18 protein-coding genes and 1 pseudogene are annotated in these 26443 nt (G+C 59.6%); 14 read left to right on the top strand and 5 right to left on the bottom strand.

Annotated features, from left to right (window positions below; translation table 11 throughout):
• Positions 1–40 precede the first annotated feature (40 nt).
• The gene (gene glnA, locus NL116_RS30315; RefSeq protein ID WP_027922158.1) at positions 41–1447 is read right to left on the bottom strand and encodes a glutamate--ammonia ligase; all 1407 of its coding nucleotides are present in this window, start codon (positions 1445–1447) and stop codon (positions 41–43) included.
• A gap of 330 nt (positions 1448–1777) precedes the next feature.
• On the opposite strand from glnA, the gene thiI reads away from it, so the two are divergent.
• On the top strand, positions 1778–3232 hold the full coding sequence (thiI, locus tag NL116_RS30310; protein WP_494375250.1) for a tRNA uracil 4-sulfurtransferase ThiI: 1455 nt from the start codon (positions 1778–1780) through the stop codon (positions 3230–3232).
• Between the two features lie 139 nt (positions 3233–3371).
• Positions 3372–5192: a translational GTPase TypA gene (gene typA / locus NL116_RS30305; RefSeq protein WP_027922156.1), complete on the top strand. Its 1821-nt coding sequence runs from the start codon at positions 3372–3374 to the stop codon at positions 5190–5192.
• 123 nt (positions 5193–5315) lie between these two features.
• Here typA and NL116_RS30300 read toward each other — a convergent pair whose 3' ends face one another.
• The gene (locus NL116_RS30300; protein ID WP_123435589.1) at positions 5316–5756 is read right to left on the bottom strand and encodes a YkgJ family cysteine cluster protein; all 441 of its coding nucleotides are present in this window, start codon (positions 5754–5756) and stop codon (positions 5316–5318) included.
• A gap of 260 nt (positions 5757–6016) precedes the next feature.
• On the opposite strand from NL116_RS30300, the gene NL116_RS30295 reads away from it, so the two are divergent.
• From NL116_RS30295 to NL116_RS30275, 5 genes are all read left to right on the top strand, one after another.
• Positions 6017–8467, top strand: coding sequence for a glycogen/starch/alpha-glucan phosphorylase (locus NL116_RS30295; RefSeq protein WP_494375249.1), 2451 nt, complete (start codon positions 6017–6019; stop codon positions 8465–8467).
• 197 nt (positions 8468–8664) lie between these two features.
• Complete coding sequence (locus tag NL116_RS30290) at positions 8665–12243, top strand: DUF2339 domain-containing protein (protein WP_494375248.1); 3579 nt, start codon at positions 8665–8667, stop codon at positions 12241–12243.
• A complete protein-coding gene (locus NL116_RS30285) occupies positions 12240–13613 on the top strand; it encodes a DUF3999 domain-containing protein (RefSeq protein WP_494375247.1) in 1374 nt (457 codons plus the stop codon). Before NL116_RS30290 ends, NL116_RS30285 begins: the two co-directional genes overlap by 4 nt.
• Before the next feature lie 292 nt (positions 13614–13905).
• Positions 13906–14916 carry a class 1 fructose-bisphosphatase gene (locus NL116_RS30280; RefSeq protein WP_059181786.1) on the top strand — a complete coding sequence of 337 codons (1011 nt, stop codon included), beginning with the start codon at positions 13906–13908 and terminating at the stop codon, positions 14914–14916.
• 3 nt (positions 14917–14919) lie between these two features.
• A complete protein-coding gene (locus NL116_RS30275) occupies positions 14920–15522 on the top strand; it encodes a DUF924 family protein (RefSeq protein WP_494375246.1) in 603 nt (200 codons plus the stop codon).
• Between the two features lie 78 nt (positions 15523–15600).
• On the opposite strand, the gene NL116_RS30270 is transcribed toward NL116_RS30275, so the two are convergent.
• The gene (locus NL116_RS30270) at positions 15601–16365 is read right to left on the bottom strand and encodes a methyl-accepting chemotaxis protein (RefSeq protein WP_370694468.1); all 765 of its coding nucleotides are present in this window, start codon (positions 16363–16365) and stop codon (positions 15601–15603) included.
• Positions 16366–16506: 141 nt separating this feature from the next.
• Positions 16507–17358, bottom strand: a pseudogene (locus NL116_RS30265) (cache domain-containing protein); the annotation flags it as partial.
• A 417-nt stretch (positions 17359–17775) separates the two neighbouring features.
• Between NL116_RS30265 and NL116_RS30260 the strand changes: the two are divergent.
• A complete protein-coding gene (locus NL116_RS30260) occupies positions 17776–18030 on the top strand; it encodes a lipoprotein (RefSeq protein WP_046052167.1) in 255 nt (84 codons plus the stop codon).
• Between the two features lie 31 nt (positions 18031–18061).
• Positions 18062–18631, top strand: coding sequence for a lipocalin family protein (locus tag NL116_RS30255; protein WP_027922146.1), 570 nt, complete (start codon positions 18062–18064; stop codon positions 18629–18631).
• 119 nt (positions 18632–18750) lie between these two features.
• Here NL116_RS30255 and NL116_RS30250 read toward each other — a convergent pair whose 3' ends face one another.
• Positions 18751–20115 (bottom strand): formimidoylglutamate deiminase, encoded by a 1365-nt coding sequence (locus tag NL116_RS30250; protein WP_494375245.1) that lies wholly within the window; start codon positions 20113–20115, stop codon positions 18751–18753.
• A gap of 146 nt (positions 20116–20261) precedes the next feature.
• On the opposite strand from NL116_RS30250, the gene hutC reads away from it, so the two are divergent.
• The 5 genes from hutC to NL116_RS30225 all read left to right on the top strand — a co-directional run bounded on the left by hutC (position 20262) and on the right by NL116_RS30225 (position 26378).
• Positions 20262–20972, top strand: coding sequence for a histidine utilization transcriptional repressor HutC (hutC, locus tag NL116_RS30245; protein ID WP_154505298.1), 711 nt, complete (start codon positions 20262–20264; stop codon positions 20970–20972).
• 10 nt (positions 20973–20982) lie between these two features.
• Positions 20983–21552: a HutD/Ves family protein gene (locus NL116_RS30240; protein WP_494375244.1), complete on the top strand. Its 570-nt coding sequence runs from the start codon at positions 20983–20985 to the stop codon at positions 21550–21552.
• A 450-nt stretch (positions 21553–22002) separates the two neighbouring features.
• On the top strand, positions 22003–23703 hold the full coding sequence (gene hutU / locus NL116_RS30235) for a urocanate hydratase (RefSeq protein WP_494375243.1): 1701 nt from the start codon (positions 22003–22005) through the stop codon (positions 23701–23703).
• Between the two features lie 167 nt (positions 23704–23870).
• Positions 23871–25340, top strand: coding sequence for a purine-cytosine permease family protein (locus NL116_RS30230; RefSeq protein ID WP_494375242.1), 1470 nt, complete (start codon positions 23871–23873; stop codon positions 25338–25340).
• Positions 25341–25409: 69 nt separating this feature from the next.
• The gene (locus tag NL116_RS30225; protein ID WP_027922140.1) at positions 25410–26378 is read left to right on the top strand and encodes an ABC transporter substrate-binding protein; all 969 of its coding nucleotides are present in this window, start codon (positions 25410–25412) and stop codon (positions 26376–26378) included.
• The last annotated feature ends 65 nt before the right edge of the window (positions 26379–26443 follow it).

Below are 26443 nucleotides of genomic sequence, written 5' to 3'. Positions count from 1 at the left end.
GGCCTCTCTTTGTCACGCCGCGTGCTGCAGCGTTACCGGATCAGCAGCTGTAGTACAGCTCATATTCCAGTGGGTGTACGAAGGTGCGAACCTTGATTTCTTCTTCGCTTTTCAGAGCGATGTAAGCGTCGATGAAGTCGTCGGAGAACACGCCACCTTTGGTCAGGAACGCGCGACCCTTGTCCAGCTCTTCCAGGGCTTCTTTCAGGCTGCCGCAAACTTGTGGGATCTCTTTCGCCTCTTCAGGCGGCAGGTCGTACAGGTTTTTGTCAGCTGCGTCGCCAGGGTGGATCTTGTTCTGGATGCCGTCCAGGCCAGCCATCAACAGTGCAGCGAAGCCCAGGTACGGGTTAGCTGCCGGGTCCGGGAAGCGGGCCTCGATACGGCGAGCGCGAGGGCTGGACACGTAAGGAATACGGATCGAAGCGGAACGGTTGCGAGCCGAGTAGGCCAGCATCACTGGAGCTTCGAAACCTGGGACCAGACGCTTGTAGGAGTTGGTCGACGGGTTGGTGAAGCCGTTCAGGGCCTTGCCGTGCTTGATGATGCCGCCGATGAAGTACAGGGCGGTGTCGGACAGGCCGGCATAGCCTTCGCCAGCGAAGGTGTTCTTGCCATCTTTGGCGATGGACAGGTGAACGTGCATACCCGAACCGTTGTCGCCGTACAGCGGCTTAGGCATGAAGGTCGCGGTGCGGCCGTATGCATCAGCAACGTTGTGTACGCAGTACTTCAGGGTTTGAACTTCGTCAGCCTTGGCAACCAGAGTGTTGAACTTCACGCCGATTTCGTTCTGGCCAGCAGTTGCCACTTCGTGGTGGTGAACTTCGATGACCAGGCCCATTTCTTCCATGGCGTTGCACATGGAGGTACGGATTTCGTGGTCGTGGTCGAACGGTGGAACAGGGAAGTAGCCGCCTTTGACGCCTGGACGGTGGCCACGGTTGCCGCCTTCCACGTCCTGGTCGGACATCCACGAACCTTGTTCGGAGAAGATTTTGAACATCGAACCGGAGATGTCGGACTTGAACTTCACTTCGTCGAAGATGAAGAACTCAGGCTCTGGACCTACGAATACGGTGTCGCCGATACCGGTCGACTTCAGGTATTCCTCGGCGCGCTTGGCGATCGCACGAGGGTCGCGGTCGTAGCCTTGCATGGTCGAAGGCTCGATCACGTCGCAAACCAGGATCAGGGTCGGCTCTTCGGTGAACGGGTCGAGTACGGCGGTGCTGTCGTCCGGCATCAGGATCATGTCGGAGGCTTCGATACCTTTCCAGCCAGCAATGGAGGAGCCGTCGAACATTTTGCCTTCTTCGAAGAAAGCGTCATCCAGCGCGTCGCGAGCCGGCATGGTCACGTGGTGCTGAGTGCCTTTGGTGTCCGTGAAGCGCAGATCAATCCACTTGACGTCATGATCTTTGATGAGTTGAACCGACTTCGACATAGTGTCCTCCGGGTGGCTTCGGGCTTAGTAGTGGATGCCCTTAGAATGTGGGTGATGCCGGCGCGAATACTCTGCCAAGGCAACCTGCCTCACAAGGGAGCAAATTGCATGCCAGTGCCCCACCATGGGTTTTTTGCCCCAATTTCACGCTTATAAAGGTACAAAGCGTCTGTCAGCGGAAAATCTCGCCCTACAATGTAGCGTTAAAATCCATAAATGACCCGTTTTGGTGCGCGCAAAACCTTCTGCACATTAACTGGTTAAACCTTGAGCAATTTCCGCTATAATCCGCGCCCCCCTTTTTCGGCTGGCCCAGCGCGCGCTGTTTTCATGAAACTAATCGTAAAAGTCTTTCCCGAGATCACCATCAAGAGCCGCCCGGTACGGATGCGTTTCATCCGCCAATTGGCTAAAAATATCCGCACCGTGCTCCGCGATCTGGACCCGGCCGTGGTGGTGAACGGTGTGTGGGACAATCTCGAGCTGGAAACCCGCGTCAGCGAGCCCAAAGCCCTGAAGGAGATGACCGAGCGCCTGAGCTGCATGCCGGGCATCGCGCATTTCCTGCAGGTCGATGAATACCCGTTGGGCGACTTCGACGACATCGTCGCCAAGTGCAAGCAGCACTTCGGTGAATCCCTGGCCGGCAAGATCTTCTCGGTGCGCTGCAAGCGTGCCGGCAAGCACGAATTCAGCTCGATGGACGTCGAAAAATACGTCGGCAGCCAACTGCGTCGTCAGTGCGGCGCCGCCGGAATCTCGCTGAAAGAGCCGGAAATCGAAGTTCGCATCGAAATTCGCGACAAACGGTTGTTTGTGATCCACAGCCAGCACAACAGCATCGGCGGTTATCCGCTGGGTGCGCTGGAACAGACGCTTGTGCTGATGTCCGGTGGCTTCGACTCCACCGTGGCGGCGTATCAGATCATGCGTCGTGGCCTGATGAGCCATTTCTGCTTCTTCAATCTGGGCGGAAGGGCCCATGAACTGGGCGTCATGGAAGTCGCGCACTTCATCTGGAAGAAGTACGGAAGCTCCCAACGCGTGTTATTTGTCAGTGTGCCGTTCGAGGAAGTTCTGGGAGAAATTCTCGGGAAAGTCGATAACAGTCATATGGGTGTAGTTTTGAAGCGTATGATGTTGCGCGCTGCTTCCCGTATTGCTGATCGGCTGGACATCGAAGCGCTGGTTACCGGTGAAGCGATTTCCCAGGTGTCGAGCCAGACGCTGCCGAACCTGTCCGTGATCGATTGCGTGACCGACAAGCTGGTCTTGCGTCCGCTGATCGCCAGTCACAAGCAGGACATCATCGACCTGGCCAACGAAATCGGGACTGCCGATTTCGCCAAGCACATGCCGGAATACTGCGGGGTCATCTCGGTGAACCCAAAGACCCACGCCAAGCGTCCGCGCGTGGAGCATGAAGAGAAAGAATTCGACATGGCGATTCTTGAGCGTGCGCTCGAGAACGCCAAACTGGTACCGATCGATCGCGTAATCGACGAATTGGGCCAGGACTTGCAGATTGAAGAAGTCAGCGAAGCGCTGGCGGGGCAAATCATCATCGACATCCGTCACCCGGATGCCGCTGAAGATGATCCGCTGGCCCTGGCTGGTATCGAGGTACAAGCGATGCCTTTCTATGCATTGAACGCTCGTTTCAAGGAACTGGACCCTACTCGCCAGTACCTGCTGTATTGCGACAAAGGCGTGATGAGTCGCCTGCATGCCCACCATTTGCTCAGTGAGGGGCATGCCAATGTGCGCGTTTATCGACCGAGCTAAGAGCCCGGGGCTGTATGCCTGTGGCCTGCGTCACCGGCCCCCCGACTCTGCCGTCAAGCTGTAACGGCAAGGCCTGACTCTACTGTTAATCGCTGCCAAGACTTGTCAGCACACCGAATCCTCTGATCGAGATACACAAGTGATCGAAAATCTACGCAACATCGCCATCATTGCTCACGTTGACCATGGTAAAACCACCCTGGTAGACAAACTCTTGCGTCAATCCGGCACCCTGGAGCGCAACGAGCTCAACGACGAGCGCGTGATGGACTCCAACGACCAGGAGAAAGAGCGCGGTATTACCATTCTGGCGAAGAACACCGCCATCAACTGGAACGGCTACCACATCAACATCGTGGACACCCCGGGCCACGCCGACTTTGGCGGCGAAGTTGAACGCGTAATGTCGATGGTTGACTCCGTTCTGCTGCTGGTTGACGCTCAAGACGGCCCTATGCCGCAAACCCGTTTCGTGACCAAGAAGGCTTTCGAAGCCGGCCTGCGTCCAATCGTGGTCATCAACAAGGTTGACCGTCCAGGCGCGCGTCCGGACTGGGTTCTGGACCAGATCTTCGACCTGTTCGACAACCTTGGTGCTACCGAAGAACAGCTGGACTTCAAAGTGGTCTACGCCTCGGCCCTGAACGGCATTGCCGGTCTGGAACACACCGACATGGCTGAAGACATGACCCCGCTGTACCAGTCGATCGTCGACAACGTACCTGCGCCGAAAGTCGACCGTGATGGTCCGTTCCAGATGCAAATCTCCGCTCTGGACTACAACAGCTTCCTCGGTGTTATCGGCGTTGGCCGTATCGCTCGTGGCCGCATCAAGCCGAACACTCCGGTTGTCGCTATCGACGCCGACGGCAAGAAGCGCAACGGTCGTATCCTGAAGCTGATGGGTCACCACGGTCTGCACCGTATCGACGTTGACGAAGCAGCTGCCGGCGACATCGTCTGCATCAGCGGCTTCGACCAGCTGTTCATCTCCGACACTCTGTGCGACCCACTGAACGTCGAAGCGATGAAGCCGCTGACCGTTGACGAACCAACCGTTTCCATGACCTTCCAGGTAAACGACTCGCCTTTCTGCGGTAAAGAAGGCAAGTTCGTGACGTCCCGTAACATCAAGGAACGTCTGGACAAAGAACTGCTCTACAACGTTGCCCTGCGCGTTGAAGAAGGCGACACCGCCGACAAGTTCAAAGTCTCCGGCCGTGGTGAGCTGCACCTCTCGGTACTGATCGAAACCATGCGTCGCGAAGGCTTCGAAATGGGTGTTGGTCGTCCGGAAGTGATCATCCGCATGGTTGACGGCGTGAAGCACGAACCGTACGAAAACGTGACCATCGACCTGCCGGAAGAATCGCAAGGTTCGATCATGGAACAGATCGGTATCCGTAAGGGCGACCTGACCAACATGGTTCCGGATGGCAAGGGCCGTGTGCGCCTTGAGTACAACATCCCGGCTCGTGGCCTGATCGGTTTCCGTAACGAGTTCCTGACCCTGACCTCCGGTGCAGGCATCCTGACCTCGATCTTCGACCGTTACGACGTGATGAAGTCCGGCGACATGTCCGGCCGTCAGAACGGCGTGCTGGTGTCGGTTGCTACCGGTAAGGCTCTGACTTACTCGCTGGAAACCCTGCAAGCTCGCGGCAAACTGTTCCTGGGTCACGGTGAAGACGTGTACGAAGGTCAAATCGTCGGCATCAACAGCCGCGACAACGACCTGGGCGTCAACCCAACCAAAGGCAAGAAGCTCGACAACATGCGTGCTTCGGGTAAAGACGAAACCATCGCTCTGGTTCCGCCTATCCGCTTCACCCTGGAGCAGGCTCTGGAATTCGTTCAAGAAGACGAATTGTGCGAAGTCACTCCTAAGTCCATCCGTCTTCGCAAGAAGATCCTGGGCGAAAGCGAGCGTACCCGCGCTGCGAAGAAGTCCGGTAACTAAGTCATTTAGTTAGCTGACAAAAAAACGCCCCCGACCGCAAGGTCGGGGGCGTTTTTGTTTGTCCGGGGTTTGATGATCACTGTGGCGAGGGGGCAAACCCCCTCGCCACAGGTGAAGTGCAGATCAGAACTTATCGAGCGGTCGACGGCTCTCGCTGGTCTCGCGCACCACTTCTTTCGGCTTGTACGCGCAATACCCCGGCCGCGGCCCGATTTTCGGGTGATTGCGGCAGGTATCCGGGCGTTTTTCATAAATAGTGCACAGACGGCTCTTGCGATCCAGGTACAGGCAATCGTTATTGCTCATGCGCTGGAGGGTAAAGATCTCGGTCTTCTGGCTGTAACGCTCGACGATCCCTTCCTTCTGCAGTCGCTTGGCGATGTTCTTCGCCGGCTCGCCGCGCTCGAACTCGTCGACGATGCCGATACGGATCAGGTCCTTGATCTTGACCTCGACCGGCAGCGTGCAGCAGCTGGACACGCAGGAACCGCACATCGGCGCAGAGTACTTGGCCCAGGTATCGAGGCGATCGATCTCTGCGGCGGCGATCAGGTTGGGCTTCATCATCGGTTGTTACCAGCTACGTGTATCAGGGCGCGCGATCATACCGGGACTGGTGGATTTTTGAACAACCTTTCGCCAGATTTTTTCAGTGCCGCCCAAAAAGCATCGTTAATCCGGCACGGCCCCTGCATTGATTCAGGCACACGACAATTTAATTCCCAGCTATCTCGCACTATCAGGAAAAACTGCCGAACCAGAGCCCCCGCCGTCTGTCAGACCGTCTAGGCTCAACAACTCCACGCTCGCTCGAGGTCCTATCGATGACTCAAGAACCACTTGTTCGCGAAGCAGAGGTGGCCGCATTCCGCGACGCCGTCTTGACCAAACTCACCTACGCGGTGGGTAAAGACCCGGATCACGCCTTCGACCACGACTGGTTTGAAGCCATCGCCCTGGCGGCGCGGGATCACATGGTCGAGCACTGGATGGACCACACCCGGCAGATTTACCGCAAAGGGCAGAAACGGGTTTATTACCTCTCCCTCGAATTTCTCATCGGCCGGCTGCTCTACGACAGCCTGAGCAACCTTGGCTTGCTCGACGTTGCTCGTGAAGCGCTGACCGAACTCGGTGTCGACCTCGAACGCATCCGCCTGCTGGAGCCCGATGCGGCGCTGGGCAACGGTGGCCTCGGTCGTCTGGCCGCGTGCTTCATGGAAAGCATGTCGACCTTGGGCATCGCTGGCCACGGCTACGGCATTCGTTATGAACACGGGTTGTTCCGCCAGGCTATCGTCGATGGCTGGCAGCAAGAACAGACCGAACACTGGCTGGACTTCGGCAACCCGTGGGAATTCGAGCGACCAGAAGTCGTTTACCCGATCGGCTTCGGCGGCAGCGTCGAAACCGTCACCGATGAAAGCGGCAAGACCAAGCAAGTCTGGTCCCCGGCGGAAACCGTGCGGGCGATTGCGTATGACACGCCGGTGGTCGGCTGGCGCGGGTCGAGCGTCAATACACTGCGTCTGTGGCGCGCCCGGGCGATGGAAGATTTGCACCTGGAACGCTTCAACGCCGGTGACCACTTGGGCGCCGTGGCAGAAGTCGCCCGGGCCGAAAGTATTTCCCGGGTACTTTATCCGGCGGACAGCACCGAAGCCGGCCAGGAACTGCGCCTGCGCCAGGAATACTTCTTCGTCGCTGCGTCCTTGCAGGATTTACTGCGTCGTCACCGCAACATGCACACCTCGGTGCTCACCCTCGGCGACCACGCGGCGATCCAGCTCAACGACACGCACCCCTCGATTGCCGTGGCCGAATTGATGCGCCAACTGGTCGATGTCTACGACGTCGCCTGGGATGCGGCGTGGCAGGTCACCGTGGACACGCTGTCGTACACCAACCACACGCTGCTGCCCGAAGCGCTGGAAACCTGGCCCGTCGGCTTGATGGAGCGGATGTTGCCGCGGCACATGCAGATCATTTACCTGATCAACGCCCAACACATCGATTCGCTGCGGGCCAAAGGCATTCACGACTTCGATGTGCTGCGCGCGGTGTCGCTGATCGAAGAAGACAATGGCCGTCGTGTGCGCATGGGCAACCTCGCGTTCCTGGGTTCGCACAGCGTCAACGGCGTGTCCGGGTTGCACACGCAGCTGATGCGCAAAACCGTGTTCTCCGAACTGCACAAACTCTACCCCGACCGGATCAACAACAAGACCAACGGCATCACCTTCCGCCGCTGGCTCTACCAGGCCAACCCCGAACTGACGTCGATGATGGTTGATGCCCTCGGGCCTGATTTGCTGGACAACCCCGAAGAGCGCTTGCTCGACCTGGAACCTTTCGCCGAGAAATCCGCGTTCCGTAAGGCATTCGCCGAGCAGCGCCTGCACAGCAAAAAAGCCCTGGCGTACATCATTCACGAACGGCTCGGGGTCGCGGTCAACCCGGCGGCGATGTTCGACGTGCAGGTCAAGCGGATCCACGAGTACAAGCGCCAGTTGCTCAACCTGATGCACACCGTGGCGTTGTATCAGGCGATTCGTGCCGAGCCGGAAATAGACTGGGTGCCACGCGTGAAGATCTTCGCCGGCAAGGCTGCCGCCAGTTATCACCAGGCCAAGCTGATCATCAAATTGACCAATGACATTGCCCGGGTGGTGAACAACGACCCGACCGTGCGCGGTTTGCTCAAAGTGGTGTTCCTGCCTAACTACAACGTCAGCCTGGCGGAGAGCATTATTCCGGCGGCGGATTTGTCGGAGCAGATTTCCACGGCAGGTTTCGAAGCTTCCGGCACCAGCAACATGAAATTCGGCCTTAACGGTGCACTGACCATCGGCACCCTCGATGGCGCCAACGTCGAAATGTGCGAACGCATCGGCGCCGAGCACATGTTCATTTTCGGCCTCAGCGCGCAGCAGGTTGAGGCGCGCAAACAGAACCATGAGTTCAATGCGACGCCGGACATCGCCGCGTCTCATCGGCTGAATGACGTGCTGCAAGCAATCCGTGGCGGAGTGTTCTCGCCGGATGATCCGTCCCGTTACACCGGGCTGATCGATTCGCTGGTGGATTACGACCGTTTTCTGGTTTGTGCCGACTTCGACTCTTACTGGGACGCGCAGATGCGCGTCGAAGCCCATTGGCATGATTCCAAGGAATGGTGGCGCTCGGCGGTGTTGAACACATCGCGGATGGGCTGGTTCTCCTCGGACCGGACCATTCGTGAGTACGCGACGGACATCTGGAAGGCATTGGAGTAACTTTTTGCAATAATTGCGTGCCAGGCCCGACGTGCGTTGGGCCTGGCCGATATACTAAGCACCAGTTTCAGTGAGCGCTGCGCGCTCAATCGCGGGCAAGCCACGCTCCCACATGTAAATCCTGTGGGAGCGTGGCTTGCCCGCGATGGCGTCAGTGCAGACGCCACAAGGCAATGGGCCGCTTAGGGATATCGACCATGCAATGGATTTTCATGCTGATTGGGCTGGTGCTCGGCTGGATACTCGACGAGTCATTCAGTGATGCGCTGTTGGGCGCGTTGCTCGGCTTGGGTATTGGTCAAGCCATTCACATCGCCCGTTTGGGTTCAAAAGCGGCCGAGCAACACCTCGTGCTGGAGCAGACACAAGTTGCGCTGAATGCCGTGCAGCAACGTCTCGCCTTACTGGAAGTGTCTGGCGTCAAAGCGCCTGAAACCAGCGAACCGATCGCCAACGAGTCCGTTGCACCTCCTGAATTTACCCTCGACGACATCCCTGCCGACACCCCGGAACTGATCTGGGACCTCCCTGCCGAACTCGAACCGATCACCGTTGCGGCGACTGAATCCAGTCAGCCGCTGCCCGCCGATGCCTGGAAACCCGAGCCGGTCGCCCGTGAACCGGCCATCCCGCGTGGCCCCAACTTCATCGATCGTGCCATCCGCGGCGCCCGCGCCTGGCTGTTCGGCGGCAATACTGTGCTGCGGGTCGGTGTGGTGCTGTTGTTCCTGGGTCTGGCCTTTCTGCTGCGATACGCGACCGAAGGCATGGTGGTGCCGATTGAACTGCGCTACGCCGGGGTTGCGGCGGCGGCATTGGGGCTGCTCGGTCTGGGCTGGTGGCTGCGTCATCGCAACACGAATTACGCATTGATGCTGCAAGGCACCGGCATTGCCGTGCTGTACCTGACGGTGTTCGCCGCCATGCGTTTGCATCCGCTGCTTGATCCGACCGCAGCGCTGGGCCTGCTGGTGGCGGTGACGGTGTTCTCGGCCATTCTGGCGATCACCCAGGATTCCCTGGCGCTGGCCTGCGTCGCCGCGCTGGGCGGTTTTGCCGCGCCCATTCTCACGTCCACTGGCGCCGGCAACCACGTCGCGCTGTTCAGCTACTTTGCGTTGCTCAATGCCGGCATCCTTGCCATCGCCTGGTTCAAGGCCTGGCGATTGCTCAATTTGATCGGTTTTGTCGGCACCTTCGGCATCGGTTTTGCCTGGGGCCTGCGTTCCTACACGCCAGAGTTGCTGTGGAGTACCGAGCCGTTCCTGATCCTGTTTTTCCTGATGTACCTGGCCATCGGCCTGCTCTTCGCCCGACGCAAGTTGCTGGAAATGAGCGATGCGCCCGAGGATGACAGCCGCGAGGCGTTGCTGCGCTGGTCGGCGCGCAAGGGTGATTACGTCGACGGCACGATGCTGTTTGGTCCGCCGTTGGTGGGCTTCGGTTTGCAGTTCGCGCTGGTCCAGCCTTTCGAGTTTGCTGCCGCGTTCAGCGCATTGGTGTTGGGCATGATTTACACGGGGCTGGCCCGATTGCTGATGGGTGGCCGCGCGTTGCTGCTGGCAGAAACCTGTCTCGCACTGGGTGTGATCTTCGCCAGCCTGGCAATTCCATTGGGCCTTGATGCGCGCTGGACAGCCGCGGCCTGGGCCGTCGAAGGTGCCGGGATTTTCTGGCTCGGCTTGCGTCAGCGACGCCCGCTGGCCAGAGCTTTTGCCTTGCTGCTGCAATTGGGCTCGGCGCTGGCGTTTGTCAGCGAGCTGCGGATCGGCGAAAGCAGCCTGCTCGATGGCTCACCGTTGGGCGCGTTGATGCTCGGCGTGGCATTGCTGTTCAGCTTCTACCAATTGCGCCAAGCCTCGCCAGAGCACACGGCGCAATGGGAACGCAAAGGGCTGCCGGTGCTGGCTTGCCTTGGCCTGTCGTTCCTTTATCTGCTGGCGCCGTTGTTTTTCTCCACCCACGGTACGGCGATCAGTTGGGCGCTGGCCGGTCTGGCAACGCTGTTTGTCGGTCTGCGCCTGCAATCGCGTACATTCCTGTTTACCGCGTTTGCCGTGCAATTGCTCGGTGGGGCGTTGTTCCTGCTGCGCCTGCAAGGTGCTGGCGGTGAATCGGCGGCGGTGTTCAGCGCCGGCTGGAGCGGGTTGCTCAGTGCCTCGTTGATCGGCCTGGCCTTGATCGCCGGCATGCTGTTGGCGGCGCGCGATGAGATGGTGCGCAGCGACGTGCGACTGCTGCGCGGTTTGTCGGTGGTGTTGCTGGCTGGCCTGGTGCTGATCAATCTGGCGGTGCTGTTCGTGCTGCCATGGCAAACCGCGAGCGCGGTGTGGGCGGCCAGTGGTTTGTTCATCATCTGGTTGAGCCTGTACCTGAAACAGCGCGTGAGTTTTGTCTTCGGTCTGCTGTTGCAGGTGATTGGCGGCGCGGCGTTCCTGTTTGCCGCGCCTGACCTGCTCGGTCCGTTGGCCAGCGAAGGATTGAAGCCGCTGGCGCACAGCGGTTTCTGGACGCCGTTGGTTCTGGGCTTGGCGGCGCTGGTCGGGGCCTGGCGATTGCAGCTGGGCAACCCTGCTTCGGCGTTCAATGTGTTGAGCTTGCAGCGTTTGTCCGACGTGCTGCTGGTGTGGGGTGCAGGTTGGTGGGCACTGGCGTGGGTCAGTGAAGTGCTGCGCTTTGCGCCGGTGAATCTGCAAGCGACGTTATTGCTGGCGGTCGCGGCCATCAGCGTGGCGCTGTGGACGCTGTTGGCACTGCGCTTGAAATGGCCGTCGCTGGGTTTGCTCTGCACCCTGCTGATGCCAGCGGCCGGCGTGGTGTTGCTGACGGCGTGGCACTCGCGTTATCACCCGGCGGCCGATGTCGGTTGGTTGGCCTGGGTGGCGGTGTTCGTCGTGCATTTCGTCTCGCTGAAGCGACTGGCGCCGATGTTGCTGGCGCGCGCGGTCAGCACTGCGCATGTGCTCGGCTGCTGGTTGTTGATCGGTGTGCTGGCGCTGGAATTGCGTTACGGCTTGCTGCTGTTGTCCGAGCAGTACAACGCCTGGCGCTGGTTGGGCTGGGCGATTCTGCCGAGCCTGTACCTGGTGCTGATGGCGGCGCCGCGCACTTGGCCATGGCCGGTGTCGGCGTATCCCCGCGAGTACCGACTGTATGCCGCAGCACCGCTGGCGCTGCTGATGCTCGGCTGGTTTTGGCTGGCGAACGTGGTCAGCGACGGCACCGCCGAACCGCTGCCCTATGTGCCGCTGATCAACCCGCTGGAATTGGGCCTGCTGTTTGCGCTATTCGGCGTCTACGTCTGGTCGCGCAGCGCGGTAACGCAACTGGCGATTCGCAAGGACTACGCCGAGAACGCCACGCAATTGATCGCCGGGGTTTCGCTGTTCGTGTTCTTCACCGCGTTGGTGATGCGCACCGCGCACCATTGGGGCGGTGTGCCGTTCGAATTCGATGCCTTGCTGGAGTCAATGCTGGTGCAGGCCGGCCTGTCCATCGTGTGGACTCTGATGGCGCTGAGTCTGATGATCGGCGGCCATTTGCGCCATCGTCGCGAGGTCTGGCTGATCGGTGCGGCGTTGATTGGCGTGGTGGTCGCCAAGCTGTTCTTCGTTGAATTGAGTAACCGTGGCGGGCTGGCGCGGATCGTGTCGTTTATCGGCGTCGGTGTGTTGTTGCTGGTGGTGGGCTATTTCGCGCCGCTGCCGCCCAAACGCGTCGAGGCTGTGCCGGCGTCTGAAAAACCGGCCCCGGAAACCGAGGGAGTGTCGTCTTGAGTCAGAAGCTGAACTTTGGCTGGTTGGGCGTGGTGGCGTTGGGTGTATCGCTGTCAGTCGGTGCCCAGGAACAACCGATGGATTTCACCACTCAAGTGCCGTTGTCCGTGAGCGGCGAAGGCCCGTGGTATCGCCTCGAATTGCCGTTGAGCGCGCAGTTGAGTGCGCGGCAAACCGACCTGAGTGATGTGCGTGTGTTCAACGCTGCCGGTCAGGTCCAGGCGTATGCCCTGGCGCGCGAGCTGGCCCAGACCCGGGAACATCGCACGTTGACTGACGTGAAGTGGTTCCCGCTGTACAACTCGGCGGATTCCACCGAGCACGCGCCCGGTGTGCGGGTGCAATCGAGTGCCAACGGCACGTTGGTTGAGGTGCAGCCGTCCAGCCAGTTGGAGGCGGGCGAAGAAGTCCTGCGTGGCTGGTTGCTCGATGCCAGCGGCATCAAGGCGCCGCTGCAGCAATTAGTCCTCGACTGGACCAGCGAGCGTGACGGCTTCCAGCGATTCAGCATCGAAGCCAGCGACGACTTGCAGCATTGGCAATCCTGGGGCGAAGGGCAGGTTGCACGGCTGACATTTGCCGACGAGCGGGTCGAGCAACATGAAGTCGGACTGCCGGGTCAATCGGCACGCTATCTGCGTCTGCTGTGGAATTCACCGCAATCGGCGCCAGCGCTGACCTCGGTGCAGGTGGAAAGCGCCAGCACCCGCAGCCTGCCGCTGCCGTTGGTCTGGTCGCAACCGTTGGCCGGCAGTAGCGCGAAGGCCGGTGAATACACTTGGCAGTTGCCGATGGGGCTGAATGTCGAGCGTGTGCAGGTCGAGCTGAGTCAGCCCAACAGTCTGGCACCGGTGACGTTGTCGGGTCGCCGTGAGAGCAGTTTGCCGTGGCAGCCGCTAGGCAGCGGTTTGCTGTATCGCCTGACCCAGAATGGCCAGGACGTGGTGCAGAACGAATTGCAGTTGCCGGGGCAAACCGTGCAGCAGTTGAAGCTGGTGGTGGACGAGCGTGGTGGCGGCCTGGGGTCCGAAGCGCCGACGCTGAAGTTCGCCGTGCGTTCGACGCAACTGGTGTTCCTGGCGCGCGGCCCCGGGCCATACACGCTGGCGCTGGGGAGTGCGACGGTGAAAGCGGCGAGCTTGCCGCTGTCGACGCTGATTCCGGATTACAGCGCGCAGAAACTGGCGGCATTGGGCAAGGCATCTGTGGACGGCGGGGCAGGGTTGACGTCGACATCGACGCTGACCACGACGGTGACGGCGGGTACGAACTGGAAAAAACTCGGGTTGTGGGCGGTGTTGTTGCTGAGTGTGCTGTTCCTGGCGGCGATGGCGTTCAGCTTGCTGCGCAAGCCCCCGGCCGCACCCTGAGAATGACTGGCGCTGCACGCCATTCGCGAGCAAGTCCGCTCCCACGTTTGATCGCATGCTAAGCCACTGACTCGGTCTAATGTGGGAGCGGGCTTGCTCGCGAAGGCTGACTATCAGGCAAGGAAAATCTTCAAACTGCCACCTGCCACCGGCCTACATCCGCCCCGTTTCGAACTACGCTCATCCCGGTGCATGAACTCTCTTGGGCGTATCACGTCTGATAGGAGGAAATGCGCCTCGACTCGCGTTAAACTGCGCGGGTTTTTAGCCCCCCATTCCACCGGAGCCTTCCATGTCCCGCGTTACCCTGAGTCGCTATTTGATTGAGCAGACCCGTAGCAACAACACCCCTGCCGATCTGCGTTTCCTGATCGAAGTGGTGGCGCGTGCTTGCAAAGAGATCAACCACGCCGTGTCCAAAGGCGCCCTCGGTGGTGTTCTGGGCAGCATGGGCACGGAAAACGTCCAAGGTGAAGTGCAGAAGAAACTCGACGTGATCTCCAACGAGATTCTGCTCGAAGCCAACGAATGGGGCGGTCACCTGGCCGGCATGGCGTCCGAAGAAATGGACAATGCCTACCAGATCCCGGGCAAATACCCGAAAGGCGCGTACCTGCTGGTATTCGACCCGCTGGACGGTTCGTCGAACATCGACATCAACGCGCCGGTCGGCACGATCTTTTCCGTACTGCGTTGCCCGAACGAGTACCTGAGCCAGAACGAGCCTTTGAACGAAAAGGCTTTCCTGCAGCCAGGCACCGAGCAAGTAGCGGCCGGTTACGCGATCTACGGTCCACAGACCATGCTGATCCTGACCCTGGGTGATGGCGTCAAAGGCTTCACGCTGGATCGTGAAATGGGCAGCTTCGTGCTGACCCACGAAGACATCAAGATCCCGACCTCCACTCAGGAATTCGCAATCAACGCCTCCAACCAGCGTCACTGGGAAGCGCCGGTACAACGGTACGTCGGCGAATTGCTGGCGGGTGAAGAAGGCCCGCTGAAAAAGAACTACAACATGCGTTGGGTCGCCGCGATGGTTGCGGACGTGCACCGCATCCTGACCCGTGGCGGTCTGTTCATGTACCCACGTGACAGCCGCGAGCCGTCCAAGCCGGGCAAGCTGCGCCTGATGTACGAAGCCAACCCGATGTCGTTCCTGGTTGAACAGGCGGGCGGTGCTTCCACCGATGGCCATCAGCGCATCCTCGACATCAAGCCGGACGGCCTGCACCAGCGTGTTGCGGTGTTCCTCGGTTCGAAAGAAGAAGTCGAACGCGTCACGGCGTACCACAAGGCGTAAACCATGACCGCGCCCTGGCAGCCGTTGCTCGATTGGTGGTTCGGTTCTTCCGGATCAGCGAAAGAAACAGCGGCCGCCAAGGGCAAGTTATGGTTCGGCAAGCGCGACAGCCAGGACCTCGAAGCGCAAACGCGTTTCGGGGACTGGGTCGAGCAGGCTCTGGCCGGCGGATTGACTGACTGGGCGCAACGCCCCGAAGGTTGGCTGGCCCTCGTGCTGCTGCTCGATCAACTCCCGCGAATGATCTATCGCGACACTCCAGAATCCTTTTCCGGCGATCTCAGGGCTCAGGCACTGGTGGCGCAAGGCATTGCTGCGGATTTTGATCGGCAATTGAAGCCGATTCAGCGGGTGTTTATTTACCTGGTGCTGGAGCATTGCGAGCAACTGGCGGTGCAGGACGAGGCGGTTTCACGCCACATCGATCTGGTTGCGCAGCAGCCGGAAACGGATCGAGCGCTGTTTGCCGATTACCTGGATTACGCCAGGAAGCATCAGAAGGTGATTGCGCAGTTTGGGCGGTTTCCGCATCGCAATGCGGTGTTGGGGCGGGAATCTACGGCTGAGGAGTTGGCGTTTCTTTCCAAGCCGGGGTCACGGTTCTAGTTTTTCGTTGTTGCCAATGCCGCCTTCGCGAACGAGCCCGATTGTGGGCTTGCTCGCGAAGGGGCCTTTGGAAGCAGCTTAAATCCTGAAGCTGCCCACCAACTGCTTCAACCGCGCCGCCTGCTGTTCAAGATCCGCACACGCACGCAAGGTCGACTGCAGGTTCTCCACACCTTCCTGGTTCAACGTGTTGATCTCGGTAATGTCGACATTGATCGACTCCACCACGGCCGTCTGCTCTTCCGTCGCCGTCGCCACCGACTGGTTCATCCCGTCGATCTCACCAATGCGCTGCGTCACGCTACCCAAACGCTCACCGGCCTGATTGGCGATACCGACGCTGCTTTCGCTCTGTCGCTGGCTGTCGGTCATGGTGCTGACCGCTTCACGGGCGCCGACTTGCAGCTCCTCGATCATCTTCTGCACTTGCTGCGCCGAATCCTGAGTGCGGTGGGCGAGGTTGCGCACCTCATCCGCCACCACGGCAAAACCACGACCGGCCTCACCGGCACGAGCTGCTTCGATGGCCGCGTTCAGGGCCAGCAAGTTGGTCTGCTGGGAGATGCTGGTGATCACCTCCAGAATCTGCCCGATGTTCACCGTGTTGCTGTTGAGCGTTTCGATGTTGCCGCACGAGTCGCTGATCTTCGCCGACAATTGCTGCATCGCCGCGATGGTTTTATCCACCACTTGCTGGCCGTCTTCAGCCAGGGCGCGGGCGTCGCTCGAATGCTGCGAGGCGAGGGCGGCGTTCTGGGCGATTTCCTGCGCGGCAGCGCCCAGTTGGTTGATCGCTGCGGCCACGCTGCTGGTGCGCGAGGCTTGCTGGTCGGAGTTGAACATCGACGAGTTGGAAGCCGCCACCACGCGCAGGGCCACTTCGTTGACCTGGCCGGTGGCCGAAGACACTTCGCGAATCGAGGTGTGAATACGCTCTACAAAACGGTTGAACGAGGTGCCCAGTGCGCCGAATTCGTCCTGGCCGTGGATGGTCAGGCGCTTGGTCAGGTCACCTTCACCTTCGGCGATGTCATGCATTGCGCGGCCCATGGTCAGCAATGGCTGCATCAGAAAACTGATCAACATGCCCAGCAGCGCGATGATGATCACCACGGCGATGACCATGGCGATGATCGCCGAGGTGCGGAATTCGCTGAGCATCGAAAACGCTGTTTCCTGATCCAGCACCAGTGCCACGTACCAGTCCGCTGACGGCACGCCGTTGACGTGGGTGAAGGAGATGAACTGGGTCTTGCCGTCGAGCTCGACTTCTTTCATGCCCGGGCTGACGTTCGGCGCGCCGTTCGGGTAGGCGTCGGCCAGCCCTTTGAGTACCAGCTTGCTGTCCGGGTGGATCAGGATCTTGCCGTCGGCGCTGACGATGAACGCATGACCGTGGCCGCCGAAGTTCAGCGAGTTGATGATCGCACTGACGCTGGACAAGTCGATGTCCGCACCGGCGACGCCGATCATCTGACCCTGATACTTCACGGGCGTGGCGACGGTGATCACCAGTTTGCCGGAAGACGCGGCAATGTACGGTTCGGTGACGATGGTCTGTTGGGCGCTATTGGCCGCCTTGTACCAGCCACGGACCCGAGGATCATAGTCGGCGGCGCGATTGCCGGCCGGAACCGAGAACATCACACCGTCAGTGCCGCCGAAATAGCTCAGCTGGAAGTTGCTGGTGTAGGCCGGCAGGTCGATGGCGCGTTTCAGGTTGGCGGGTGCGCTGCCATCCACGGCGATCTGCTGGGACAACGATTGCAGCAACTGGATGCGGCTTTCCAGCCAGGTCTGGATGTTGCTGGTGGTCAGGCTGCCGAGTTCCTGCATCGAGGACTCGGTACTGCTGCGCAGTGTCTGGCGCTGGCGGTAGTCGTTGAACAGGATAAAGCAGGCGAACGCAACGGCGACCACGAGGGCGGCGGCCAGCAAGATCTTGTGGCTGAATTTCATGTTTCTGGTCATTAAATGCACTACCGCGGAGGGGCTGATCAGCGAGGGGCGTCAATTCGCCACAGTCGAGGGCTTTACGCAGCTTCTATGTCGACTGGCCGGCGCCAAAGATTAGGCGTCTTTTTGCAAAAACGGACGAAATACTCAATGGCGCAGGAAAGTGGCTGATTTTTCAAAAAAAGGCAGACGAGTGGCCTGATAAATAGCGAAGCGGTCGGGGAACCAGATGGGGGTTTTCTCTTCTAAGCTTCAGCTTGGCAGCCATGCCATTCCCTTCGTTCCAGGAGTTTCACCATGTCGCTGCGTTCAATCGCCTTGCTCTCGTTCTGCGTGTTGTTGGCCGCATGCAGCAAGGTCAATCAGGAAAACTACTCGAAGCTGTCGTCCGGCATGCCTAAGGCCGAGGTCGAAACGTTGTTGGGTAAACCGGCTGATTGCTCGGGCGCGCTCGGCATGTCCAGTTGCACCTGGGGCGACAAGAACAGCTTTATCAGCGTGCAGTACGCCGGTGACAAAGTATTGATGTTTTCCGGCCAAGGCCTGAAGTAAACCGGGGCGTTGCGCCCACGGGAGAAAAACAATGAAGCGGTTCCTGTTCGTACTTTTTGCCGGCCTGGTATTGGCTGGCTGCGCCACTTCTGGCCATGATTCGTTGGCACCCAAAACCGTCAACAGCGTCAACCTCAAGCGTTACCAAGGAACCTGGTACGAATTGGCTCGCCTGCCGATGTATTTCCAGCGAGATTGCGCTCAGTCCGAAGCCCATTACAGTCTGAAGCCTGACGGCAACATGGCGGTGTTGAACCGCTGCCTGACGCCGCAGTGGCAGTGGGAAGAGGTCAAGGGCACGGCTTATCCACAGGTGTCGGGTAAATTCGACAAACTGTGGGTCGAGTTCGATACCTGGTTTTCTCGACTGCTACCCGGTACGGCGAAGGGCGAATATTGGGTGTTGTACGTCAGCGATGACTACAAGACCGCCATTGTCGGCGATCCGAGTCGCAAGTACCTGTGGCTGCTGTCACGGACCCCGACGGTCAATGGCGTCGTGCGAGAGGAGTTGCTGAGCAAGGCGCGCCAGCAAGGTTACGACACCACGCGGCTGATCTGGCGTGCGACTGATACGCAGATGGCCAAGACCTCGAACTAACGGTTAGCGCATAACAAATGCGGGAGCGGGCGTGCTCGCGAAGGCGGACTGTCAGTCAACATATCTGTTGAATCTGATGACCCCTTCGCGAGCAAGCTCGCTCCCACAGTCGTTTGTGGTTAGCCCAAGAGGTCGCGCAGGACTTGGGTAAAGGCGCGATTGCTTTCTTCTTCTCCGGCATGGCGCCCGTCACGCACGACCCACTGGCCATTGACCAGCACATCGCGAACCTGGCGATCACCACCGGCAAACAGCCAGCGATTCAGAATCCCGTCACCACTGGCCGTCGCCAGGTACGGATCGTCACCGTCCAGCACCAGCCAATCCGCACGCTTACCGACTTCCAGCGCGCCAATCGGTTGGCCCAGCGCCTGAGCGCCGCCATCCAGTGCCGCGTCGTACAGTGTGCGACCGACCATCGGCTGCTGCGCGCCATATAAGCGGTTACGCCGCTGATCGCGCAGACGCTGGCCGTATTCCAGCCAGCGCAATTCTTCCACCACGCTCAACGACACATGGCTGTCGGAGCCGATGCCCATGCGTCCGCCTTGAGCGAGGAAATCCACCGCCGGGAAAATCCCGTCGCCGAGGTTGGCTTCGGTCGTCAGGCACAAACCGGCAATGGCGCGACTCTTGGCCATCAGCGAGACTTCTTCGGCATTGGCGTGAGTGGCATGAACCAGGCACCAGCGCTGATCGACTTCGGTATTTTCGTACAGCCACTGCAATGGACGACGACCGCTCCAGGTCAGGCAGTCGTCGACTTCCTTCTGCTGTTCGGCAATGTGAATGTGCACTGGGCATTGCTTGTCGCTGGCGGCCAGCACTTCGCTGATCTGCTGCGGCGTGACGGCGCGCAACGAGTGGAAGCACAAGCCCAGCGACTGCGCCGGTTGCTGCGCAAGGACCGGCTGCAAGCGCGACTGAAGTTTCAGGTAGTTTTCGGTGCTGTTGATAAAGCGGCGCTGGCCTTCGTTAGGCATCTGGCCACCGAAACCGGAATGGCTGTAGAGCACTGGCAGCAGGGTCAGGCCGATACCGGCGGAACTGGCGGCCTGGCTGATGCGCAGCGCCAGCTCGGCCGGATCGGCGTAAGGCTGGCCATGGGTGTCGTGATGTACATAGTGGAATTCCGCGACCGATGTGTAACCGGCCTTGAGCATTTCGATGTACAGCTGACGGGCGATGACGCCGAGTTGGTCCGGGCTGATTTTTCCGACGAGGCGATACATCAGATCGCGCCAGGTCCAGAAACTGTCATTCGGATTGCCCGCCACTTCCGCCAGACCGGCCATTGCTCGCTGGAAGGCATGGGAGTGCAGATTCGGCATGCCCGGCAGCAGCGGACCGCTTAGCCGTTCGGCGCCATCTGCGTGAGAATCGGCCTGGATATGGGTCAATACGCCCGCGGCGCTGACCTCAAGACGTACATTGTTGGCCCATCCACTAGGCAGCAGCGCGCGTTCGGCAAAGAAGGCGGTCATGGTTCAGCACCCCATCGTGTGTTATTTGTATATACATATACAGACGTTTGCCTGCTCGGTAAACTCCGGCAAGCTAGCAACTTCCATCAAACGACCAAGGATTAAACGTGCCGACTCCGCCCCAAGTGTCACCGTTGGCCGCGAACATGGGCGACAGTCCGGCGCCCTTGTACGCCCGCGTCAAACAGATGATCACCCAGCAAATCGACAGTGGAAACTGGCCGCCGCACTACCGCGTTCCGTCGGAAAGCGAATTGGTCAGCCAACTCGGTTTCAGTCGCATGACCATCAACCGCGCGTTGCGCGAGATGACTGCCGACGGCCTGTTGGTGCGCATGCAAGGCGTCGGCACGTTTGTCGCTGAGCCGAAAAGCCAGTCTGCATTGTTTGAAGTGCACAACATCGCCGACGAAATCGCCTCCCGTGGTCATCGCCATACCTGCAAGGTCATCACCCTTGAGGAAGAGGCCGCCGGTTCCGAGCGTGCTTTGGCTCTGGATATGCGCGAAGGGCAGAGGGTTTTCCACTCGCTGATCGTGCATTTCGAAAACGATATCCCGGTGCAAATCGAAGACCGTTTCGTCAACGCGCTGGTCGCCCCGGACTACCTCAAGCAGGATTTCACCCTGCAAACGCCTTACGCCTATCTGAATCAGGTCGCGCCGCTGACCGAAGGCGAGCATGTGGTCGAGGCGATCCTCGCCGAGGCGTCCGAGTGCAAGTTGCTGCAGATTGAAAAGGGCGAGCCGTGCCTGCTGATTCGCCGCCGCACCTGGTCCGGCCGTCAGCCAGTGACGGCTGCTCGTTTGATCCACCCCGGTTCCCGTCATCGTCTGGAAGGTCGGTTTCATAAATAGAGCGCCATAAATGAATCAAGTGAAGGTTTTACGCGCCATCGATTACCCACGCATGCCGTGGAAGAACGGCGGCGGCAGCACTGAAGAAATCACCCGCGATGCAGGCGTTGGCCTTGAGGGTTTCGGCTGGCGCCTGTCGATTGCCGACATTGGCGAGTCGGGGGGCTTCTCGACGTTCACCGGTTACGAGCGGGTTATCACCGTGCTGCAAGGTGACGGCATGACCTTGCGGGTCGATGGCCAGGACACGCATCCGTTGTTACCGCTGCACCCGTTTGCCTTCAGCGGCGAGAGCGTGGTGTCCTGCACACTGCTCGGCGGGCCGATCCGCGACTTCAACCTGATTTATGCGCCGCAGCGTTACAGCGCGCGGTTGCAGTGGCTGGCGGGCGAGCAGCGGTTTTTCAGTTCGGCGGGCACCGTGCTGGTGTTCAGCATCGCGGACGCCTTGGAAGTGGATGCCGGTAACAGCGTTTCGCAACTGGGGCGCCATGATTGCCTGCAACTCGACGGCAACACCGGGCTGCTGGAAGTTTCTGTCAATGGCCCGTGCTGCGTGATCGAACTGACTGCACGCTGATTCAACACCGAGTCGCCTATATCGCGGGCAAGCCCGCTCCCACAGGTAATCATCGTACTTGTGGGAGCGGGCTTGCCCGCGATGCTTTTCGCCTCGCGAAATATGTTCCCCTGCGCGCACCATCTTGTTACCGAACGCCCCAGCGTGGCGCAAAACCTCGCTCAAGTAACAGCTGCTCCCCCTCGCACAATATCCCCCAAAAAATTTCATATCCTTCAAAACCCTTGATGTACAAGCCTTCCAGACCCACCCGGAACTTTTCTTGAACACTCATCCCAGAAGTTGGCCGCTTGATTGCATATGCTTGTATGTACAAGTAAAGACGTATGCGTATGAGTCGATCGAGACTCTCCGCAGCGTCCACTGATTCGCTTGTTGCGCAACGATGCGCACAGGCTGGCTTGCCCACTGCCAGGGTTGGTTTGAATTGATCGCTGAGGAGTCTTTTTCGTGACTGACAATACCCAGAAACCTACGCCTACGTTTACCAAGCGCCGTGACGTTGAAATCCGTGCCGCACGCGGTAACAAGCTGACCGCCAAGAGCTGGCTGACCGAAGCGCCACTGCGCATGCTGATGAACAACCTCGACCCTGAAGTCGCCGAGAACCCTAAAGAACTGGTGGTTTATGGCGGTATCGGTCGTGCGGCACGTAACTGGGAATGCTACGACAAGATCGTCGAAAGCCTGACCAACCTGAATGACGACGAGACCCTGCTGGTGCAATCCGGCAAGCCGGTCGGCGTGTTCAAGACCCACACCAACGCACCGCGCGTGCTGATCGCCAACTCCAACCTGGTGCCACACTGGGCGAGCTGGGAACACTTCAACGAACTGGACGCCAAAGGCCTGGCCATGTACGGCCAGATGACTGCCGGCAGCTGGATCTACATCGGTAGCCAGGGCATCGTTCAGGGCACCTACGAAACCTTCGTCGAAGCCGGTCGCCAACACTACAACGATGACCTGAAGGGTCGTTGGGTCCTGACCGCCGGTCTGGGCGGCATGGGCGGCGCTCAACCTCTGGCCGCGACCCTGGCCGGCGCTTGCTCGCTGAACATCGAATGCCAGCAGGTCAGCATCGATTTCCGTTTGAACAGCCGCTACGTCGACGAGCAGGCCAAAGACCTCGACGACGCGCTGGCCCGCATCGAAAAATACACCAAAGAAGGCAAAGCGATTTCCATCGCGCTGCTGGGTAACGCCGCTGAAATCCTGCCGGAACTGGTTCGTCGTGGCGTACGCCCGGACATGGTCACCGACCAGACCAGCGCCCACGACCCGCTCAACGGTTACCTGCCGGCCGGCTGGACCTGGGAAGAGTACCGCGCTCGCGCCAAGACCGAGCCAGCTGCTGTGGTCAAAGCCGCCAAGCAGTCGATGGCCGTTCACGTTAAAGCGATGCTGGATTTCCAGAAAATGGGCATCCCGACTTTCGACTACGGCAACAACATCCGTCAGATGGCCCAGGAAGAAGGCGTGGAAAACGCATTCGACTTCCCAGGCTTCGTACCGGCTTACATCCGTCCGCTGTTCTGCCGCGGCATCGGTCCATTCCGTTGGGCTGCACTGTCTGGCAACGCTGAAGACATCTACAAGACCGACGCCAAAGTAAAAGAGCTGATCCCGGACGACGCCCACCTGCACAACTGGCTGGACATGGCCCGCGAGCGCATCAGCTTCCAGGGGCTGCCGGCACGTATCTGCTGGGTTGGCCTGGGCCTGCGCGCCAAGCTGGGCCTGGCGTTCAACGAAATGGTGCGCAGCGGTGAATTGTCCGCGCCAATCGTGATCGGTCGTGATCACCTGGACTCCGGCTCTGTTGCCAGCCCGAATCGCGAAACCGAATCGATGCAGGATGGTTCCGACGCTGTGTCCGACTGGCCACTGCTCAACGCTCTGCTGAACACGGCGAGCGGCGCGACCTGGGTTTCCCTGCACCACGGCGGCGGTGTCGGCATGGGCTTCTCCCAACACTCGGGCATGGTAATTGTCTGCGACGGTACTGACGAAGCGGCCGAGCGTATCGCTCGCGTCCTGCACAACGACCCGGCGACCGGCGTTATGCGTCACGCTGATGCGGGTTATCAGATCGCGATCGACTGCGCCAAGGAACAAGGGCTGAACCTGCCGATGATTACTGGCAAGTAACACGCAAAACCTGTGGAACTGCTTTACCTGTGGGAGCGAGCTTGCTCGCGATGAGGCCAGCACATTCAACACCTGTGCAGACTGACAGATCGCAATCGCGAGCAAGCTCGCTCCCACAGAAAAGCAGAACCACGCGAATTCCCATAACAATCCACAGAGGTTGAACCATGGCTGTCAACGATCGTGCAGGCAACAAACCGTTGATCGAGAAGCGCTCGATCGACTACATCCCGGAAGCGGAAAGACACGGTCGTCTATTTAGCCAGTTCACCCTGTGGATGGGTGCCAACCTGCAAATCACTGCGATAGTCACCGGGGCCTTGGCCGTGGTACTGGGCGGTGACGTGTTCTGGTCGTTGATCGGTCTGTTGATCGGTCAACTGCTCGGCGGCGGGGTCATGGCGTTGCATGCGGCGCAAGGGCCCAAGCTGGGCCTGCCGCAGATGATTTCCAGCCGGGTGCAGTTCGGCGTGTATGGCGCGGCCATCCCGATCGTGCTGGTCTGCTTGATGTACCTCGGCTTCACCGCAACGGGCACCGTGCTTTCCGGTCAGGCGCTGGGCCAGTTGTTTGGCGTCAGCGACAGCGTCGGCATCCTGATCTTCGCCAGTGTCATCGTGCTGGTCACGGTGCTGGGTTATCGGGTGATCCATTGGATCGGCCGGGTGGCCAGTGTCATTGGCGTGATTGCCTTTGTTTATCTGTTCAGCCGCCTGATGAGCCAGGTTGATGTGGGCGCACTGTTGCAAATCCGCCACTTCAGCTGGAGCAGTTTCTTGCTCGCGGTATCGCTCGCGGCGTCCTGGCAGATCGCTTTCGGTCCTTACGTGGCTGACTACTCTCGCTACCTGCCGAGCAAGATTTCCTCGGTGAAAACTTTTTTCGCCGCAGGTGCCGGTTCGGTCATTGGTGCGCAGGTCGCGATGGTCCTCGGCGTGTTCGCTGCCGCATCGGCCAACGGGCAATTCGCTGGTCATGAAGTCGCCTACATTGTCGGCCTGGGCGGTACCGGTGCCACCGCTGCGCTGCTGTATTTCAGCATCGCGTTCGGCAAGGTCACGATCTCCACGCTGAACTCCTACGGCAGCTTCATGTGCATTGCGACCATCATCAGCGGTTTCCGGGGTGACCTGAAGGTATCGCGCTTGCAGCGTCTGGTCTTCGTGCTGGTCATTGTTGGTGCTGCGACCCTGATGGCGTTGCTCGGTCAGCACTCGTTCCTCGGTGCGTTCAAGTCCTTCATCCTGTTCCTGCTGGCGTTCTTCACGCCATGGAGCGCGATTAACCTGGTGGATTACTACTGCATCACCCGCGAGCGCTATGACGTGCCGGCGCTGGCCGATCCTAACGGTCGCTACGGCCGTTGGAACGCCCTCGGTATCAGCGTTTATGTCTTCGGTGTGCTGGTGCAGTTGCCGTTCATCTCGACCAAGTTCTATACCGGTCCGCTGGTGGCCGCTTTGGGTGATGTGGATATTTCCTGGATCATCGGTCTGGTGATTCCCGCAGCCCTGTATTACGTGTGTGCGAAAAAATGGCACGGCTCCGTGCCTGATCAACTGATCCTGCCGGTCGAGCAGGACAGCGTTGTACAACCTAAAACAAGCGGGACCGGTCGCGTTGCGACGCAGGCCTGATTGGACGTGGACAGGGCTGGATGCCTCTTGACTGCCGTAAGCCAATTCATGATTAGGAGCGTCACAACAATGAAATCGAACAAGACCCTGCTGACCACACTGCTTTCCATGGGCCTGCTGGCCAGTGCCGGCGCCACCCAGGCAGCCGGTTGGTGCGAGTCGGGCAAACCGGTGAAATTTGCCGGCCTGAACTGGGAAAGCGCCATGCTGCTGACCGACGTGATGCAAGTCGTGTTGGAGAAAGGCTACGACTGCAAGACCGACAGCCTGCCGGGTAACTCCATCACCATGGAAAACGCCCTGAGCAGCAACGACATTCAAGTGTTTGCCGAAGAGTGGGTCGGCCGCAGCGAAGTCTGGAACAAGGCTGAGAAGGCCGGCAAAGTCGTCGGTGTCGGCGCACCTGTGGTGGGCGCAATCGAAGGCTGGTACGTGCCGCGTTACGTCATCGAAGGCGATGCCAAGCGCAAGCTGGAAGCCAAGGCCCCCGACCTGAAAAACATTGCCGATCTGGGTAAATACTCGGCGATTTTCAAGGACGCCGAAGAGCCATCCAAGGGCCGTTTCTACAACTGCCCGGCCGGCTGGACCTGCGAGTTGGACAACAGCGAAATGCTGAAAAGCTACGGCCTGGAAAGCACCTACACCAACTTCCGCCCAGGCACCGGCCCGGCGCTGGATGCTGCCGTGCTGTCGAGCTACAAGCGTGGCGAGCCGATCCTGTTCTACTACTGGTCGCCAACCCCGCTGATGGGCCAGATCGATGCGGTGAAACTCGAAGAGAAACCCGGCGTGAACAAGACCGTGGATATCAAGGTCGGCCTGTCCAAGACTTTCCACGAACAGGCCCCTGAACTGGTGGCCGTGCTGGAAAAGGTCAACGTGCCAATCGACATCCTCAACCAGAACCTTGGGCGCATGACCAAAGAGCGGATCGAGTCGCCAAAACTGGCGAAGATCTTCTTGAAGGAACATCCTGAAGTCTGGCACGCGTGGGTGAGCGAAGACGCAGCCAAGAAAATCGACGCGGCCTTGTAGGTTGAGCCTCTCCGACTGCCGGTAGCGGCAGTCGGACGCTTGATCGCAACCCCTTGATTGAGAGT

Source organism: Pseudomonas sp. FBCC-B1667 (assembly GCF_059133255.1).
The sequence above is the reverse complement of the archived record's forward strand: the minus strand, read 5'-3'. Positions and strand labels throughout refer to the sequence as shown.